The sequence below is a fragment of the Arthrobacter sp. SW1 genome, from assembly GCF_001766675.1.
Lineage (GTDB): Bacteria > Actinomycetota > Actinomycetes > Actinomycetales > Micrococcaceae > Arthrobacter.
On record NZ_MJLT01000006.1, the window covers coordinates 12030 to 29782 of the forward strand.

The following is a 17753-nucleotide window of genomic DNA, read 5'->3' on the forward strand; positions in this document are numbered from 1 at the left end:
GTCTTGGAACAAGTTCTGCCGCGATTATGCCAGCACGAAAAGTTCTCTTGCATTTGTGACTACCGTGGTTCACCTTAGCGAACCACCTATTCATGCTCCACCCTCCGAAGCCGTTTTGGGTGGTGCTTGTGGCCAGACTCACGTCCGGCCGTGGGGCCGGTCATGGACCGGCCCCACGGGGTCAGGCTCCCGCTCAGGAAAGCAGGTCCTCGGCGTAGGCGACGAGGGTGCGCACCGTGCAGCCGGTGCCCTGCTTGGGGGTGTAGCCGTAAGGGCCTCCGTTGTTGAAGGACGGGCCGGCGATGTCGATGTGCGCCCAGGGGATCTGCGCGCCCTGCGCGTCCTTGCCGACGAATTCGCGAAGGAAGGCCGCTGCCGTCATCATGCCGCCGTGGCGTTCGCCGATGTTGGCGATGTCAGCCACCTGGGAGTCCAGGCTGGCGCGCAGTTCTTCCGGGATGGGCATGGGCCAGACAAGTTCGCCGGCGCGGTCGGCGGCCGACTTCAGGGCGGCGGTGACGTCGTCGGATCCCATGATGCCGGCAGTCCGGTTGCCGAGGGCGATCAGCTGGGCACCGGTGAGCGTGGCGACGTCGATGATCGCATCCGGGTTTTCCAGGCTCGCGGCCACGAGGCCGTCCGCCATGACCAGGCGCCCTTCGGCGTCGGTGTTCAGCACCTCGACGGTCCTGCCGCCGTAGACGGTCAGGACATCGGCGGGACGCTGCGCGGCGCCGGAGGGCATGTTCTCCGCGATGCAGAGCCAGGCGGTCGCCTTGACCGGCAGGCCGAGGTCAGCGATCGCGAGCACAGTATTAAGGACGACGGCGGCGCCGGCCATGTCGCTCTTCATGTCTCCCATGCCGAGGGCCGGCTTGATGGAGATTCCGCCGGTGTCGAAGGTGATGCCTTTGCCGACGAGCGCGATCTTCTTCGTCGCCTTGGTGGGGGAGTATTCGACCTTGACCAGGCGCGGCTGGCGGGTGGAGCCCTTGCCGACGCCGAGGATGCCGCCGAAGCCTTCCTTCTCGAGGCGCTTCTCGTCCCAGACCGTCACCTTCACGGGCCGGCCCTTCGCAAGTTCCTTAGCGGCATCGGCGAACGACTCCGGGTACAGGTGGCTGGGCGGCTGGTTGACCAGGGTGCGGGTGGCGTTGACGGCGCGGCCGAGGACCGCGGCGCGGTCCAGGGCCGGCTGGGCTTCCTTGGCATCCACGGCGGTGTGGACCAGGACCTTGGCGACGGGGTCCTTCAGGCCGTTCCGGCTGGAGCGGTGCTCCGTGTAGGAATACGAACCCAGCGCGGCACCTTCGGCGACGGCGGCGACATCGGCAACGTCCGCCGTCGGGAACGCGAGCGTCACGCTGGCAAGTCCGGCGAGCTGGCGGACGGCCGAACCGGCGGCGCGGCGCAGGGCCTCGCCGGTGGTGCGGCCATCGGCGGCAGGCTTGCCCGTGCCGGCGAGCACCAGGACGGGGGAGCCGGTTTCCGGAAGACCGGGCAGACGGTGGACCTGGTCTGCGGCGCCGGTGATACCGAGGACGCCCAAGGAGTCGGCAAGGGCTTCGGCGGCCTTGGCGCTCAAGGGGTTGTCGAGCAGCACGGGGCCGTCGGCCCCCTGTGCGACACCGATTACGAGTGCTTCACTGGGGGACTTCTTCAGGTCCTTGGCGATGATGCCGAGGGTGATGTCTGTAGTCTTCACCACGAGGATTTGTCCTCATCTCTCTTTGCATGGCTTGGCCGGGCTGCATGTCAGGCGCCCGGTTCCGGTCGCCTGCGGACCGTCTGGTGGACGGGTCCTCTGCGGCCTGGAGCCGCCGCGGCGGCACGTGTCGATCGTAGCCGTTCCGGCGCGCCGGACAGCAAACAAAAGAGATCTGCGGCACATGCGCCGCAGGAATGCGCTGCCGGTGGCGGACGTTGTACCGGGAGAAGTTGTATAGATCGAAAGGAACCTGCCGTGTTTGAAGGTATCTCCGGCTCACTCCTTGACCCTGAATCCCTCTACGCCGGCAACATCGGGCTCTTCCACAGCCCCGAACTCAAGGGCCTGAACATGCTGGTGGGGTTCACCGGCTTTGCCGATGCGGGGCATGTGGTGCAGCAGGTGAATGCCGAGCTGCTGGAGGCGCTCGACGCCGAGACCGTCGCAGTGTTCGACGCCGACCAGCTGATCGATTACCGAAGCCGCCGCCCGCGGATCAGCTTCGTCGAAGACCACCTGGCCGATTACGAGGCACCCCGCCTGGCGCTCTACCGCCTGCACGACGGGCTCGGGCAGCCCTTCCTGCTGCTGGCCGGCTTCGAGCCGGACCTGCAATGGGAGCGTTTCGCCCGCGCCGTCATCGGCATCGTGGAGGCACTGCAGGTCAAGCTGGTCACCTGGATCCACTCCATCCCCATGCCCGTGCCGCACACACGGCCCATCGGTGTCACCGTGCATGGCAACCGCCCCGAACTCGTGGAAGGCATTTCCACCTGGAAGCCCACAGTCGACGTTCCGGCCGCCGTCGGGCATGTCCTGGAGTACCGGCTCAACGAGGCCGGGCACAATGTGGCCGGCTACGTCATCCACGTCCCGCACTACCTGGCCGACGCCGAATACCCGCCGGCCGCCGTCGCGGGCCTCGAATACCTCGGGGCGGCCACCTCGCTCATGCTTCCCACCGACCGGCTGCGCGAGGCAGGGCGCGAGGTAGGCCGGCAGATCGCCGAACAGGTTGAAGCTTCCGACGAGGTCAAGCAGGTCGTGGCCAACCTGGAGACCCGTTATGACGACAAGGCCGAAGGGCTGGTGCGCCGCTCCTTGCTCGCCGGCGAGAACGACGAACTGCCCGACGCCGATGAGCTCGGAGCCGCCGTGGAGGCGTACCTTGCCCGCAAGGACGCCCGCCCCTAAGGCGTCTTAAATCTGCTTTACTGCCGTGTTTCGGTGATAATTGAACGGTGAACGCACCCCGAGCCTGGATCATCTGGTCGATCGGGGTGCTCGCTTATCTGGTGGCTGTTGCGCAGCGGACCTCCTTCGGGGTGTCCGGCCTCGAGGCCACTGAGCGCTTCCACGCCGGGGCCGCGGCCGTTTCCTTCTTCACGGTCCTGCAGTTGCTGGTCTACGCGGCGCTGCAGATTCCGGTGGGCATCCTGGTGGACCGTTTCGGTTCGCGGGTGATGATCGCCGGCGGCGCCGTGCTGATGGGCCTGGGGCAGCTCGAACTGGCCTTCGCCGATTCAATCGGGGCCGGAGTCTTCGGCCGTGTCCTCGTCGGTGCGGGGGACGCCATGACCTTCATCTCCGTGATCCGCCTGATTCCGCTGTGGTTCGCGCCCCTGCGCGCACCTCTGGTGACCCAGCTGACCGGCATGACGGGGCAGTTGGGGCAGGTCATCAGCGTGGTTCCGTTCGCGCTCGTGCTGCATTCCGCCGGCTGGACCCCGGCCTACCTGATGCTGGCCTCCTTGTCCGCGCTCGCCGTCGTACTGGTGCTCGCGATGCTGAGGGACGCCCCGCCCGGCCACCCGCCGCGCGAAGGCGGCCAGGGCCTGCGCGCCACGGGCGTCAGCCTTGCGCATGCCTGGCGGCAGCCCGGCACCCGGCTGGGACTCTGGAGCCACTTCACCGTGCAGTTTTGCGGCACGGTCTTTGCCATGTCCTGGGGCTACCCGTTCCTGGTCTCCGCCCAAGGCATTGAGCCTGCCGCGGCCTCCGGAATCATGGGCCTTTACGTGGCCGTCGGCATGGTGGCCGGGCCGTTCTTCGGCAGCTTCGTGGCCAAGCACCCGATGCGGCGCTCTGCCATGGTGCTCCTTATTTCCGCTGCGACCGCCGTGACCTGGGCGGCTGTGCTGGCCTGGCCGGGCAGGGCGCCCCTGTGGCTGCTGGCGCTGCTTGCCGCGGTGCTCGCGGTGGGCGGTCCAAGCTCGATGATCGGTTTCGACTTCGCCCGGACCTTCAACCCGTCGCACCGGATCGGAACGGCCACGGGCATCGTGAACGTGGGCGGGTTCGTGGCTGCGTTGCTCACGATCTACCTGGTGGGTCTCGTCCTGGACGTCCTCCATGCTTCCGGGTTCTCAGGAGGCGAGCTTTACGGCCTGGCGTCCTTCAGGCTCGCGCTCAGCGTCCAGTTCGTCTTCCTGCTGCTGGGCGGTGTGCTGATCGTGCTGGTCCGCCGGAAGGTGCGGCGGCAGATGGCGGCGCAGGGCGTCCACGTGCGGCCCCTGCCGGCCGTCCTGGCGGAGCGTTTCCGGGAACGGCGCAGGCGCGGCCGCGAATCCGAAGGCACGCAGGACACCACCGTCGGCTGATCTGGCTGGGGGAGACGCGCCCCGGACGTGGCGGCACTTCTCCTCCCCAGCGTGGTCTTTCCGTGGCTGTCCACATACGCGCATCCGCGCCTGCCCGCCGGGCGACGGACTGCCGATGCTGGGACCATGACCAACGAACGCATGACAGTTTCCCGTCCCGAAGACATCCTCGGCTACATTCCGCACGTCCTCGGCATTCGCCCCGAGGAGAGCCTCGTGGCCATGACCATGCAGGGTAAGGCCCTGGGCGCCACGCTGCGCGTGGATCTTCCCGTGGACCTCGCGCCGCGACGGTTGGCGGCCTACGCGGAGCGTGTCTCTGATTACCTCACCACAGACGAAACCGCCGACGGCGTCCTGCTGGCCGTCTACGCGGCGGCGGGCTGGGAGGACGGGAGCGTCGCTGAGCGGTACGCGCCGCTGCTCGCCCACCTTGAAGGCGCGTTCGAGGCCGACGGCCTGGAGCTGCGCGACGCCTGGCTGGTGGGACCGGAACACTGGCGCGGCGCTTTCTGCGACGATCCTGCCTGCTGCCCTTGGCCCGGACACCCTGTCGAGCGGATCCGCGACAGCCGGCTCAACGCCGAAATGGTCTTCCGCGGAAGCAGCGTTGCCGACGCCGTGCCACCCGGCGACGCCGGACGGTTCGCCGGCATGTCCGAGCCCGGCTTGCAGGAGGAGGAAGAGACTGCGAAGGACAGCTTGGACGGCCATTGGCGGGACAAGGCTGCGCTGGACCGCATGCTCGACGCCTGGTTCGCTGTCCTGGACCGGCCCGGTGCGACAGGCCGCAAGCGAGCGGTGGACGCCGGGAGCGGGGCTGCCGTGGGAAAGCAGGCCGCGGGCTGGCTCAGGGCAAGCCTCTGCATTCCGGCCTGGCGCGATGCCGTGGCCGTCGGCGCGGCGGCCGGGAAGGAAACGGCCTGCGCGGGGGCGGAAGCCTTTGGCTTTTTCCGAAAGGGGCAGGGAAAGCAATTGCCATTACCGGCAGAACTGGAAGCCCTGCTTGGCGACGGAAATGCCGGGGACAGGCAGGACCGCATGCCGGCCAAGCCGCGCCGTAGCGCCGCCTCGGTGCTCCAAGCTTCGGTGCTCAAATACGGCGACGTCCTGCTCGGACTGCATCCAGCGGTGCCTGACTGGACGCGCCTCAACGCGCTCGACGCCCTGCTGGAGGACCTCGCAGCCCGGGGCGGCGGCGAGGCCAGGGCGGCTGCCCTCACGATCCGCGGCTGGATCCACTGGTGCCGGGGGAGCGGATCCATGGCGGACGCCCTGCTCAGCCAAGCCGATGCGGAGCAACCGGGGTACCGCCTGGCGGCGCTGCTGACGGAGCTGGTGCATCGCGGAACGCTCAATGGCTGGGTGAAGAACAGGGACGCGGCATGGCGGCGTTTTGGCGGGGCCGCTGCCTGAATACCCGCCATAGTCCGGGCAATTCGCCCTTGTCGGCGAAAAGCGTGAGACAATGTAGGCCGAGACCCGGTTGGGTCCGTGTTTCAAGTGCCCGTCGCAGTCCCCGTACCGGGAACATTTCGGTGGCGCCAGCAGTTTTACCTAGTGACTCTGCAGGCGCTGATCGCACTTGATGTTGATCGCGGACTTGACAGGGTCATAGTGGTGTTGCCCCCATGGTGATTCCACAGACCGCCGCTAGAAAGGTTTTCTGTGACCCCGTCTCCCGCCGAGAAGGAACCCGCCGCCCAGGCCGAGCTGACCGCCGAAGAAAAGAAGGCGGCCGCGGCTGCCAAGCGTGCGGCAACACGTGCAGGCAAGGCTTCAGACGCAGAGAAGCCGGCCCCCAAGAAGCGTGGGCCCAAGCCCGGTGCCAAGGCAGCCGCCAAGGCCACCGATGAATCCGAAGAGACCGAGGAAGAGCCGGAAGAGGACTTCGACGCCGCCGCTCCGGACGAAGCAGAACTCGGCGAAGAAGCGGAAGAGGACGAAAAGAAGCCTGCCGGCACCGGCTCCGGCTTCGTCTACTCCGACGCCGATGACGACGACGCACCGGTCCAGCAGGTCATGTCCGCCGGCGCCACTGCGGACCCCGTCAAGGACTACCTGAAGCAGATCGGCAAGGTCGCGCTGCTGAACGCCGAGCAGGAAGTGGACCTCGCGCTCCGCATCGAGGCCGGCCTGTTCGCCGAAGAGAAGATCAACGCCGATGACGGTTCGATGGACCCCAAGCTCAAGCGCGAGCTCGAGTTCATCATCCACGACGGCAAGCGGGCCAAGAACCACCTGCTCGAGGCCAACCTCCGCCTCGTGGTCTCCCTGGCCAAGCGCTACACCGGCCGCGGCATGCTCTTCCTGGACCTCATCCAGGAAGGAAACCTGGGCCTGATCCGCGCCGTGGAGAAGTTCGACTACACCAAGGGCTTCAAGTTCTCCACCTACGCCACCTGGTGGATCCGCCAGGCGATCACCCGTGCCATGGCCGACCAGGCACGCACCATCCGTATCCCGGTGCACATGGTGGAAGTCATCAACAAGCTGGCACGTGTCCAGCGCCAGATGCTCCAGGACCTCGGCCGCGAACCTACGCCGGAAGAACTCGCCCTGGAACTGGACATGACCCCGGAAAAGGTCGTCGAAGTCCAGAAGTACGGCCGCGAACCCATCTCGCTGCACACCCCGCTCGGCGAAGACGGCGATTCCGAGTTCGGTGACCTCATCGAAGACTCCGAAGCCGTGGTTCCGGCAGACGCAGTGAGCTTCACCCTGCTGCAGGAACAGCTGCACTCCGTCCTGGACACCCTGTCCGAGCGCGAAGCCGGCGTTGTGGCCATGCGCTTCGGCCTGACCGATGGCCAGCCGAAGACTTTAGACGAAATCGGCAAGGTCTACGGCGTGACCCGCGAACGCATCCGCCAGATCGAATCCAAGACCATGTCCAAGCTGCGCCACCCCTCGCGTTCGCAGGTGCTGCGCGACTACCTGGACTAGGATCTCCGTGGACCGGGACTCCCGGACCACCACGCCGCCCGGCGGATGCTACGGCACCGGCCGGGCGGCGTCGTTTAAGTCCGCGCCTCTGTCATCGAGTCCGGCAAGGCAAGGAAACAGCAACGAAAAAGCGGGCGTGGCCCCTCCGCGAAGGAGGAGCCACGCCCGCCTTTTCGAGCGGTGTATCCGTGGCTTGGGTGTCCCGCGGCCTACTCGGCCGGAACGGCTGCCTTCTCGTGCAGCCGGGACGTTTCGTCGTGCCATTCAGAGGTCTGGGGACGGAGAGTGGCTTCCACTGCACGGGCGTGGTGCCCGCAGAAGAGCAGCTCGCCGCCGGAGGTCTCGAGTACAACGCGGACGTACGCCTGGGCTCCGCAACGATCGCACCGGTCAGCAGCAGTGAGTGTGCGGTCTGCAACAGCTGTTGTCATGGTCGGCCTCCTTGATAGTTCTGTAGATCCATATAAGCAGCAAGAACGGCCAAAACCCGGCAAGGAAGGGTCACGTTCGCTGTGCGCGTATCACATGTGCGTAACACCACCGGTGAGGCCGGGGCTCCCGGGTGTGGCAAAACGGACTGCGGGCGCGTGTGCGGATAGCCTAGGAAGAGCCAGTTTTCCCCTGTCATATCCCCGAAGGAGCGCTCCGCCCGTGGCCCCGAGCTCTGAATACAACGCCCGGCATCTCTCGGTCCTGGAAGGACTCGAAGCGGTCCGCAAGCGCCCGGGCATGTACATCGGCTCAACGGACTCCCGCGGCCTCATGCACTGCCTCTGGGAAATCATCGACAACTCGGTCGATGAAGCCCTCGCCGGCTTCGGCCACGACATCAAGATCATCCTGCACGCGGACAACTCCGTGGAAATCCACGACGACGGCCGCGGCATCCCGGTGGACGTGGAGCCGAAGACAGGGCTCACCGGCGTCGAGGTCGTGTTCACCAAGCTGCACGCCGGCGGCAAGTTCGGCGGCGGCTCCTACACGGCGTCCGGCGGCCTGCACGGCGTGGGCGCCTCCGTGGTCAATGCCTTGTCCAGCCGCCTCGACGTCCAGGTGGACCGCGGCAGCAAGACCTACCAGATGTCCTTCCGCCGCGGCGAGCCCGGCCGCTTCAAGGACACCGGCTCCAAGCTGAGCCCCACCGCACCTTTCGAACCGTTCATCGAAAACTCGGTGCTCGACGTCGTCGGCAAGGCAAAGCGTGGAGTCACCGGAACGCGCATCCGCTATTGGGCGGACCGCCAGATCTTCACCCCGGACGCGAAGTTCTCCTACGAGGAACTCGCCGCCCGCGCACGGCAGACCTCCTTCCTCGTCCCCGGCCTGAAGCTGACCGTGCGCGACGAGCGCCGCCTGGCCGGCACTCCCGGCGAGGAAGGCCCGCACGAGGAAGTCTTCCACCACGACGGCGGCATCTCTGAGTTCGTGGACTTCCTGGCCGCGGACACGCCCGTCACGGACATCTGGCGCCTGCACGGAGCGGGGAAGTTCAAGGAAACCGTTCCGGTCCTGGACGAGAACGGCCACAGCACCATCGCCGACGTCGAACGAGACTGCGAGGTGGACATCGCCCTGCGCTGGGGCATCGGCTACGACACCACGGTGCGCAGCTTCGTGAACATCATTTCCACCCCCAAGGGAGGCACCCACCAGGCCGGCTTCGAACAGGCCCTCCTGAAGACATTCCGCAAGGCCGTGGAAACGAACGCCCGGAAGCTCAAGGCCGGCAACGACAAGATCGAAAAGGACGACGTCATGGCCGGCCTCACGGCCGTACTGACGGTGCGGCTGGCGGAGCCGCAGTTCGAGGGCCAGACGAAGGAAATCCTGGGTACCTCGGCCGTGCGGGCGATCGTGGCCAAGGTGGTGGAGCAGGAGATCGGCGCCCGGTTGAACTCCAGCAACCGCAACGACAAAGCCCAGTCCATGCTGCTGCTGGAAAAGATCGTCAGCGAGATGAAGTCGCGCATCTCCGCGCGCGTACACAAGGAAACGCAGCGGCGGAAGAACGCCCTGGAAACCTCCTCGATGCCCACCAAGCTCGCAGACTGCCGCACGGACGACGTCGAACGTTCCGAACTGTTCATCGTGGAAGGCGACTCAGCCCTTGGTACCGCCAAGCTGGCGCGCTCCTCCGATTTCCAGGCGCTGCTGCCCATCCGCGGCAAGATCCTGAACGTGCAGAAGGCCTCCGTGGGGGACATGCTCTCCAACGCCGAATGCGCCGCACTCATCCAGGTGGTCGGCGCCGGCTCCGGCCGCAGCTTCGACCTGGAAGCGGCCCGCTACGGCAAGGTGATCCTGATGACCGATGCCGACGTCGACGGCGCGCACATCCGCACCCTGCTGCTGACCCTGTTCTTCCGGTACATGCGGCCCATGGTCGAAGCCGGCCGCGTCTTCGCCGCCGTGCCGCCGCTGCACCGCGTGGAGGTCATCAACCCCGGCCAGAAGGCCAACGAGATGATCTACACCTACTCCGAAGCCGAACTGCACGCACTGCTGGCGAAGCTCGCCAAGGAGGGCAAGCGCTACAAGGAACCGATCCAGCGGTACAAGGGCCTGGGCGAAATGGACGCGCAGCAGCTGGCCGAAACCACCATGGACCCGCGGCACCGCACGCTCCGCAAGGTGGGAATCGAGCACCTGGAGCAGGCCGAGCACGTCTTCGACCTGTTGATGGGTTCGGATGTAGCCCCGCGCAAGGAATTCATCATCGACGGCGCCGCCCGCCTGGACCGCGAACGCATCGACGCCTGAGCCGCCGGGTGCTCCCGGCGGCCCGGTTCAGCCCAACAGGCCCGGGACGATCAGCAGCGCGGTAGGCACTGCCAGCAGCAGGGCCGACGCCGTCAGCACCATGGCGCGGTAGGCGGGCTTGAGCGGCGGCTCGGGGGAGAGCAGGCGGCTGACGCGTGACGCCGTCGTCCGCGGTGAATCGGCGCCGCCTGTCGCGCTGAGGCTGCCGTCCCCGGGACCGTTCGTGTCGGCGGGCCCTGAGGCAGTGGCGGACGGCGCCTGACCGCCGGCCACGAGTGCGATGGCGCGGATGAGTGTCGACTTGCTTTCGCTGCGGAGCGCGACGTCGTCGGCCAGCATTTCGATCAGGGAGTTCACCGCAAGCTGGGCGTAGCGTGTGGTGGGGAACCAGGGGAGCGCCTGGCGCCAGGCTGCGAACGCCCACAGCAGCAGGTCATGGCGCTGGCTCAGGTGGGCGTTCTCGTGGATCAGCACGGCCCGCAGTTCGTCCGGTTCCAGCCGCGCCATGAGGCCGTCGGAGAGCACGGTCACCGAGCGGGCGCCGCCGGGCAGGCAGTACGCCACGGGGGAGTCGTGGTTGATGACCACCGTGCCTGCGCGCTCGGACGACGGCGAAGCAAGAAGGGCGAGCAGTTCGCGGTGCCGGTGTCGCTGCCGCTCGATCTTGACGTAGGTCAGCAACAGGGTGAAAACCAGATGGGCGCTCAGCAGTGCAGCGGCAGACAGGGCGAAGAGGTGCCAGAAGCCCAGGGCCGTGGTGGGTTCGTTGCGGAAGACCATGCCGGCCAGGGCGCGCAGGCCGGCGATGAGGTTGTCGCCGATGGGTTCGAGCCCGTAGACGAGCATGGCGCCGATCATCGAGAGGCCACCGGCGAGGGCGATGGCCTGCCAGAGGACCATCGCGGTGAAGGGGGCACGCGCCGGCCACGCGGCGCGGGAGAGAAGAACGGGTACCGGCCACGCCAGCACCAAAGCAAGGACCGCCAGAAAGTATGAGGTCCAGAACATGGGGTTTAGTGGCCGCCGAGCAGTTTGCGCAGCGTTGCGGCTTCACTTTCGCTCACGGATCCGATGAACCGTGCCAGCACGGCTTCGCGGTCCGGTGCGGAGCCGAGGACCTCATGCATGAGTTCCGCGGTGTGGTCTTCCCTGCTGGAAACGGCCTGGTAGCGGTGCGGGCGGGTGCCGCGTTCGCGTTCCACGAGCCCCTTCTTTTCCAGGCGGGACAGCACGGTCAGGACGGTGGTGACTGCGAGGTCCTTGCCCTGGTGGCCGGCGCTGCCGCCCTCGGCCTCGGAATCCTGCGCGAGGAGATCGCGGAGCGTGTTGGCGGTTGCCGCCTCCTGGCTTGCCCAGAGCAGATCCATGACTGCCCGTTCCAGTTCGCCAAGACTTGCCATCAAAACATCCCTGCTTTCCGCATCCCGGCGGCATTCCTGCCGCGTCGGGCGCGATGATCCAACATTCCGTATCAAATCTAGCGCTTTTCGCCCGGCGTTTCTACGTGAAGTAGAACATGCGGCGTGGCGGACCCTTGCGGGGCCCGCAGGCCGCTGGAAAAGTGGTGCACACAAGCGGCCGACTTGTTCTACACTTTGTAGAAGAAAGTTTTCTACGAATTGTAGAAGAAGCAGGCCGCTCTGCGGGCAGCCGGACAAAGGACAGCCATGGACGCTTTGGAAATCGCACGCTGGCAATTCGGAATCACCACCGTCTACCACTTCATGATGGTGCCGCTGACGATCGGGTTGGGGCTCGTCGTCGCCATCATCCAGACCCTCTGGTACCGCACAGGCAAGCCCGAATACCTGCGCATGACCAAGTTCTGGGGCAAGCTCTTCCTCATCAACTTCATCATGGGCGTAGCCACCGGCATCGTGCAGGAGTTCCAGTTCGGCATGGCCTGGAGCGAGTACAGCCGCTTTGTCGGGGATGTCTTCGGCGCCCCGCTGGCCCTCGAGGCCCTCCTGGCCTTCTTCGTGGAGTCCACCTTCCTGGGCCTGTGGATCTTCGGCTGGAAGCAGCTCAAGCGCGGAGTGCACCTGGCGTGCCTGTGGATTGCCGTGATCGGCTCCCTGTTCTCCGCCTACTTCATCATCGTGGCCAACTCCTGGATGCAGCACCCGGTGGGCGTGGAGATGATCGACGGCCGCCCCGTGATGACCGATGCCTGGGCCGTCTTCACCAACAACACCGCACTCGTCGCCGTGCCGCACACGCTCTTCGGCGCGCTCGGGGTGGCCGGCGCCTTCCTGCTGGGCATCGCCTGGTACCACCTGTGGCGGCGCCGCCACGACGGCATCGACACCGTCGGCGCGGACGGCCGCATCATCCCGGGCGAGGCTCCCGCCGTCCCGGGCCGGGACAAAGCCGACTACACCGTATGGATGCGTTCGCTGCGGATCGGCGCCGTCGTCGCGATGATCTCCTTTGGTGGCACCGCACTGACCGGTGACCTCCAGGGCAAGCTGATGTTCGAACAGCAGCCCATGAAGATGGCCGCCGCCGAGGCCGCCTGCCACGACGGCACCGGCTTCTCCGTGCTGAGCGTTGGCAACCTGGGCGGCAAGAACTGCGATGACATCGTGGCGGTGATCGAGGTCCCCGGCATCCTGTCCTACTTGGCCAAGGGCGACTTCATTACCGAGGTCAAGGGCGTGAACAGCCTGCTGTCCGAATACCAGGAGAAGTACGGCACGCACCTGCCGGACAACCCGCTGTACGGCGACCGTGCCGGCAAGGAAATCCAGTACGTTCCGGTCATGGAAGTCACCTACTGGGGCTTCCGCATGATGATCGGCTTCGGCGGAATCGCCGCCTTCGCGGCGCTGCTGGCGCTCTGGGTGACCCGCAAGGGCGTGCTGCCGCAGTCCCGTTGGCTCATGCGCCTGGCCGTCTTCGGCATCCTCGCTCCCTTCGGCGCGAACTCCGCGGGCTGGATCTTCACCGAGATGGGCCGCCAGCCCTTCGTAGTGGCCCCCAACCCGGACCCGTCCGGCATCGACCAGGTGTTCATGTTCACCGCTGCGGCCGTCTCCCCGGGTGTTTCCGCAGCCGAGCTCCTCACCTCGCTGGTCGTCCTCACCGCGATCTATGCCGTACTGCTGGTGGTCGAGGTTCGCCTCCTGGTCAAGTATGTGCGCGGCGGCGTGGCCTCCGCCATGCCGGAACTCGCCCACGCCGCGAAGGACAGCAGGAGCAAGGACGACGGCGGCACGCCTCCGTCCGCGGGCAGCGGCGACGACGTCCTGGCCTTCGCCTACTAGGAACTGCAGAGGAAAACGGACATGGAAACCTTGCCCACCATCTGGTTCATCGCGATCGCCGTCCTCTGGACCGGCTACCTTTTCCTGGAAGGCTTCGACCTCGGCGTCGGCATGCTCATGAAGCTCTTCGCCCGCAACGACACCGAGCGCCGGGTGCTGCTGAACACCATCGGCCCGGTCTGGGACGGTAACGAGGTGTGGCTGCTCACCGCCGCCGGCGCCACGTTCGCGGCCTTCCCGCTCTGGTACGCCTCGCTCTTCTCCGCCCTGTACCTGCCGTTGCTGCTGGTGCTGGTGGCCCTGATCTTCCGGGCCGTGGCCTTCGAATACCGCGGCAAGGTGGATTCGGAACGCTGGCGGACCCGCTGGGACTGGGCCATCGCGCTCGGCTCTTTCTTCGCCGCCTTCGGCGTCGGTGCGGCCCTGGCATTGACCACCACCGGCTTGCCGCTGGACGCCAACGGTGACCGCGACGGCGGCCCCTTCGCCTGGTTCAACGGCTACGCGGTGCTGGGCGGATTCGCCGTCGTCCTGTTCGCCCTGGTGCACGCGCTCGCCTTCCTGGCACTGAAGAGCGACGGCGAGGTGCGGCACCGGGCCCGGCGCGCCTTCGTCCGCTGGGTGCCGTTCGCGGTGCTGCCGATGCTTGCCTGGTCCGTTGCCGTGCAACTGCAGGCCGGCAAGCCGTGGACCTGGGCGCTTGCCGCCGTTGCTGTCCTGGCCGCCGCGGCTGCGTGGCGCCTGGCATCGATCGGCGGGGAAGGCCGGCCGTTCATGGCGCTCGCGGTATTCATCGCGGCGTCGGCCGCCTCGATCTTCGGTGCGGCCTACCCCGTGGTCCTGCCGTCCACGATCGACCCGGCCTTCAACCTGACCGTGGCGAATGCGTCCTCTTCGGACTACACCCTGGGCCTGATGAGCATCGTGGCCGCCTTCGGCCTGCCGTTGGTGATCGCCTACCAGGCGTGGACCTACTGGGTGTTCCGCCGCCGGGTCAGCGTGGACCACATTCCCGCCGCCCACGGCTTCCTCCCTGCCATCGCGTCGAAGGTGCTTGCCGGGGGAGCCGGCGACGGCGCAGCCCACGGGAAGGCCGGACACTAAAGCATGAAGCCCGCCCTGCCGTCCGGCCCCGCCACCCGTTCCGCGCTCTACCTGCTGGGGCTGCTCGCTGCGCTCAAGGCCTTGTCCCTGGTGCTGCTGGGCCAGGCGGTCGCTTCACTGCTCGCCGGACTCGCCGGCGGCAGCGGGCAGTGGCGGGAACAGCTCGCCTGGGGCGTGGCCGGTGCGCTGCTGCGCGCCGTCGCGGTGTGGGGGCAGGGCGTGGCTGCCAGGCGCGCGGCGCTTGGCGTCAAGGAGGAACTGCGGGCGGGGTTGCTGGAGCATGCGCTGGACGGCGGGGGAGCCGCTACCGGCTCCGGCAAGGCGATGAACGACGGCGGCCTGGCCGTTTTGGCAAGCCGTGGCCTGGACGCCCTGGACAACTACTACACGCAGTTCCTGCCGGCCCTGGTCAACTGCGCCGCCATCCCGCTGCTGCTCGGCGCGCGGATCCTGTTCGCGGACTGGCTCAGTGCCGTGGTGATCGTCCTGACGCTGCCCCTGGTGCCACTGTTCATGGTGCTGATCGGCCGGCACACCGAGGACCGGGTCCACGAAGCCCAGTCCACGCTGCGCCGGCTCTCCGGGCACATCCTGGAACTGGCCAAGGGGCTCCCCGTCCTGGTCGGGCTGGGCCGCGCGGCCGAACAGCGGGCAGCCCTCGAGGACATTTCCACCGAGTACCGCACGCGCACCATGGGAACCCTGCGCACCGCGTTCCTTTCCGCCCTTGCCCTGGAACTGATCGCCACGATTTCGGTGGCCGTGGTGGCGGTGTTCATCGGCGTCCGGCTGGTCCACGGCGACATGGGCCTCGAGGCCGGGCTGCTTGCCCTGATCCTCGCCCCGGACTGCTACCTGCCGCTGCGCGAACTCGGAACTGCGCACCACGCCAGCGAGGAAGGCCGCGAAGCGCTCGCCGAAACCACCAACATCACGGAGGCGCCCGCCGGCAGCCGCCTGCTTCCTGTCTCCGCCCACGGCGCGGACGGACTCGCCGTCTCGGGGCTCACGGTGCGGTACGCCGGGCGCCCGTACGACGCCGTCGGCCCCCTTGACTTCCGCGCACCCGCCGGTCGCATCACCGCGCTCGCCGGTCCCAGTGGCAGCGGAAAGAGCACCGTGCTGGGCGTGCTCGCCGGAACTGAGCGCCATGCGGGCGGGGAAGGAACCCGGATCGCCGGGACCATCAGCGGGCCCGACGCCGGACAGCTGGCCTGGGTGCCGCAGCATCCCGCCATGGTGGCGGACACGGTCCTGGCAGAAGTAAGCCTGTACCTCGGTGATTGCGACAGCGCCGGGGCCGACACCGCACTGCGCTGCCTGGAACGCGTCGCTGCGGGGCACCTCGCACACAAGCATCCGTCCGAGCTCAGCCCGGGGGAGCTGCGGCGCGTAGCCGTGGCCCGCGGCCTCGCCCGGATCGAGGCTGGCGCCACCGTCCTGCTGCTCGATGAACCCACCGCCCACCTCGATCCCGTCACCGCCGACGCCGTGCGCACTGCCATCACCGGCCTGCGCGGCCGTGCCACGGTCATCCTCGTTGCCCATGATGCCGGGACGCGCGCGCTTGCCGACCACGTGGTGGAGTTGGCGCCCGCCATGGCCACCGGGGAAGCAGCGGACGCCGTGCCCGCCCACGCGCAGGCCGAAGCGCCGGAGCGCCTACGGGAACAGCCGCGAGGCAGCGGGCAGCAGGACACTGCCGGCCCATCCGTGCCCGGCCCGTTCCGCGCGTTGGCACGGATCCTGGCACCCCTTGGCCTCCGCTTCACGGGTGCCGTGCTGCTCGCGGCCTTGGCGGCGCTCTTCGCGGTGGCCCTGTCCGGATTGTCCGGCTGGCTCATCATCCGGGCCGCCGAGCAGCCGCCTATCCTCTACCTGCTGGGGGCAATCGTCGGAGTCCGCTTTTTCGGCATCGGCAGGGCGGTGCTGCGCTACTGCGAACGCCTCCAGGTCCATGACCTCGTGTTTGACGCCATGACCCGGCTTCGGGGCCTGCTGTGGGCGGCGTTGAGCCAGCGTGCCCTGTCCCTGCGTCGCCTGCTGCGGGGCGGCAGCGTCCTCGGGACCGTGGTGGACGACGTCGACACCCTCCGTGACCTCATTCCCCGTGTGGTCCTGCCGCCGCTCTCGGCGCTCGCCGTGGCAGCCGCGGCAGTGACCGCGACGGCGATGCTCCTCCCCGCGGCGTTGCCCGCCGTCGTGCTGACTGCTGCTGCCTCGCTTGTGGCGGCGCCGCTGGTGGCGCTCCTGGCGGACCGGAACGCGGCACGGGCAGAACAACAGCTGCGTTCGCTGGTGCTGCGGGATATCGCCTCGGCGCTTGACGCCCGGGCCGAATTGGCCGCGAACGGCGTGGCCGGCCCGGTGCTGGCCTCGCTCGCGGAGCGGGACTCGGCGGCCACGCGTGAGGCCCGGCGCGCGGCCTGGGCAGAAGGACTGGGCCAGGCCGCGACCGTGCTGGCCTGTACTCTCGGAGCCTTGGCCGCCGGGGTCGCGGCCGCCGGCCAGGTGGAGGCTGGAGCCGTCCCGGCCGCTGTCGTGGCGGTGATCGTGCTGATGCAGCTGGCCCTCACGGAACCTTATGGTGCGGTGGTGTCCGCGCTCCGGCAGGCGCCCGCCCTGGCTGCGGTGCTGCGGCGGATCGCCGCGACCGGTGCACTGGATGCTGCGTCCGGCACCGGTGTGGTTGCTGTTCCGGACAGGCCGGGGCAGCGCCCCGGCGTGGAGTTGCGGGGACTGGAGGCCCGCTGGCCCGGCGGCACGCCGGTTTTTAGCGGCATCGACGCCGACGCCGCCCCCGGCCGTTGGCTGGCCGTCACCGGGCCGTCGGGCTCAGGAAAGTCCACCATGCTCTCGGTGTTGCTCGGCTTCCTGCCGCCGTCGGACGGAACCGTTGCCGTCACTGGTAAGGCCGCGTGGTGTCCGCAGGAGGCGCACCTGTTCGACTCCACCATCCGCGGCAACCTGCTGCTCGCACGGCCGGCCGGGGACAAACCGGACGAAACGCAGATGCGTGAGGCCCTTGCTGTCGTCGGGCTTTCGGATCTGCTGGCGGCGCTGCCAGGGGGGCTCGACAGCAGGATCGGGCCCGCGGGGTCCTGCCTGAGCGGGGGAGAACGCCAGCGCTTGGCGATGGCCCGCACTTTGCTCAGCGGCGCGGAGGTCCTGCTGCTCGACGAGCCCACCGCCCACCTTGACGCGGGAACAGCCGCCGTGATGATGGCCGAGCTGCGGAGCGGGCTGGAGGACCGCACCGTGGTGCTGGTGACACACAATCCGGCGGATCTCAGGCCGGCGGATATGCGCTTGGAACTCGCTGCCGGGAAGGTGCTGGTGGAGCCCGCTACCGGCCAGTAGCCTAGGGGA

12 protein-coding genes are annotated in these 17753 nt (G+C 67.9%); 8 read left to right on the forward strand and 4 right to left on the reverse strand.

The genetic code is table 11. The annotated features are described in order from the left end of the window. Positions 1 to 193: 193 nt before the first annotated feature. On the reverse strand, positions 194 to 1708 hold the full coding sequence (locus BIU82_RS05555; RefSeq protein WP_070348486.1) for a leucyl aminopeptidase: 1515 nt from the start codon (positions 1706 to 1708) through the stop codon (positions 194 to 196). 255 nt (positions 1709 to 1963) lie between these two features. Here BIU82_RS05555 and BIU82_RS05560 point away from each other — a divergent pair, with 255 nt between their 5' ends. The 4 genes from BIU82_RS05560 (at position 1964) to BIU82_RS05575 (ending at position 7254) form a co-directional block, all read left to right on the forward strand. Further along, positions 1964 to 2902: a PAC2 family protein gene (locus BIU82_RS05560; RefSeq protein WP_070348487.1), complete on the forward strand. Its 939-nt coding sequence runs from the start codon at positions 1964 to 1966 to the stop codon at positions 2900 to 2902. Between the two features lie 47 nt (positions 2903 to 2949). After that, positions 2950 to 4308, forward strand: a complete 1359-nt coding sequence (locus BIU82_RS05565) for an MFS transporter (protein ID WP_070348488.1) — start codon at positions 2950 to 2952, stop codon at positions 4306 to 4308. 126 nt (positions 4309 to 4434) lie between these two features. Continuing rightward, a complete protein-coding gene (locus BIU82_RS05570; protein ID WP_070348489.1) occupies positions 4435 to 5724 on the forward strand; it encodes a DUF4192 domain-containing protein in 1290 nt (429 codons plus the stop codon). Between the two features lie 252 nt (positions 5725 to 5976). Continuing rightward, positions 5977 to 7254, forward strand: a complete 1278-nt coding sequence (locus BIU82_RS05575; protein ID WP_070348490.1) for an RNA polymerase sigma factor — start codon at positions 5977 to 5979, stop codon at positions 7252 to 7254. A gap of 209 nt (positions 7255 to 7463) precedes the next feature. Here BIU82_RS05575 and BIU82_RS05580 read toward each other — a convergent pair whose 3' ends face one another. Next, entirely contained in the window at positions 7464 to 7685 is a 222-nt protein-coding gene (locus tag BIU82_RS05580) for a hypothetical protein (RefSeq protein ID WP_070348491.1), read from the reverse strand. Positions 7686 to 7905: 220 nt separating this feature from the next. Here BIU82_RS05580 and BIU82_RS05585 point away from each other — a divergent pair, with 220 nt between their 5' ends. Continuing rightward, entirely contained in the window at positions 7906 to 10014 is a 2109-nt protein-coding gene (locus BIU82_RS05585; RefSeq protein ID WP_070348492.1) for a DNA topoisomerase IV subunit B, read from the forward strand. A gap of 27 nt (positions 10015 to 10041) precedes the next feature. On the opposite strand, the gene BIU82_RS05590 is transcribed toward BIU82_RS05585, so the two are convergent. After that, complete coding sequence (locus BIU82_RS05590; RefSeq protein ID WP_070348493.1) at positions 10042 to 11022, reverse strand: M56 family metallopeptidase; 981 nt, start codon at positions 11020 to 11022, stop codon at positions 10042 to 10044. Between the two features lie 5 nt (positions 11023 to 11027). After that, positions 11028 to 11414, reverse strand: a complete 387-nt coding sequence (locus BIU82_RS05595) for a BlaI/MecI/CopY family transcriptional regulator (protein WP_070348494.1) — start codon at positions 11412 to 11414, stop codon at positions 11028 to 11030. Between the two features lie 267 nt (positions 11415 to 11681). Here BIU82_RS05595 and BIU82_RS05600 point away from each other — a divergent pair, with 267 nt between their 5' ends. The 3 genes from BIU82_RS05600 to cydD are packed head-to-tail and all read left to right on the forward strand — an operon-like array spanning position 11682 to position 17744. Then, positions 11682 to 13280 (forward strand): cytochrome ubiquinol oxidase subunit I, encoded by a 1599-nt coding sequence (locus BIU82_RS05600; RefSeq protein ID WP_070348495.1) that lies wholly within the window; start codon positions 11682 to 11684, stop codon positions 13278 to 13280. A gap of 21 nt (positions 13281 to 13301) precedes the next feature. Beyond that, positions 13302 to 14384 (forward strand): cytochrome d ubiquinol oxidase subunit II, encoded by a 1083-nt coding sequence (gene cydB, locus BIU82_RS05605; protein WP_070348496.1) that lies wholly within the window; start codon positions 13302 to 13304, stop codon positions 14382 to 14384. A gap of 3 nt (positions 14385 to 14387) precedes the next feature. Beyond that, a complete protein-coding gene (gene cydD, locus BIU82_RS05610) occupies positions 14388 to 17744 on the forward strand; it encodes a thiol reductant ABC exporter subunit CydD (protein WP_070348497.1) in 3357 nt (1118 codons plus the stop codon). The last annotated feature ends 9 nt before the right edge of the window (positions 17745 to 17753 follow it).

Excerpts from the sequence above, each read along its gene's own strand:
- BIU82_RS05590 (WP_070348493.1), bottom strand. The coding sequence starts at position 11,022 with ATGTTCTGGACCTCATACTTTCTGGCGGTCCTTGCTTTGGTGCTGGCG.
- BIU82_RS05595 (WP_070348494.1), bottom strand. The coding sequence starts at position 11,414 with ATGGCAAGTCTTGGCGAACTGGAACGGGCAGTCATGGATCTGCTCTGG.
- cydD (WP_070348497.1), top strand. The coding sequence starts at position 14,388 with ATGAAGCCCGCCCTGCCGTCCGGCCCCGCCACCCGTTCCGCGCTCTAC.
- BIU82_RS05600 (WP_070348495.1), top strand. The coding sequence starts at position 11,682 with ATGGACGCTTTGGAAATCGCACGCTGGCAATTCGGAATCACCACCGTC.
- BIU82_RS05570 (WP_070348489.1), top strand. The coding sequence starts at position 4,435 with ATGACCAACGAACGCATGACAGTTTCCCGTCCCGAAGACATCCTCGGC.
- BIU82_RS05580 (WP_070348491.1), bottom strand. The coding sequence starts at position 7,685 with ATGACAACAGCTGTTGCAGACCGCACACTCACTGCTGCTGACCGGTGC.
- cydB (WP_070348496.1), top strand. The coding sequence starts at position 13,302 with ATGGAAACCTTGCCCACCATCTGGTTCATCGCGATCGCCGTCCTCTGG.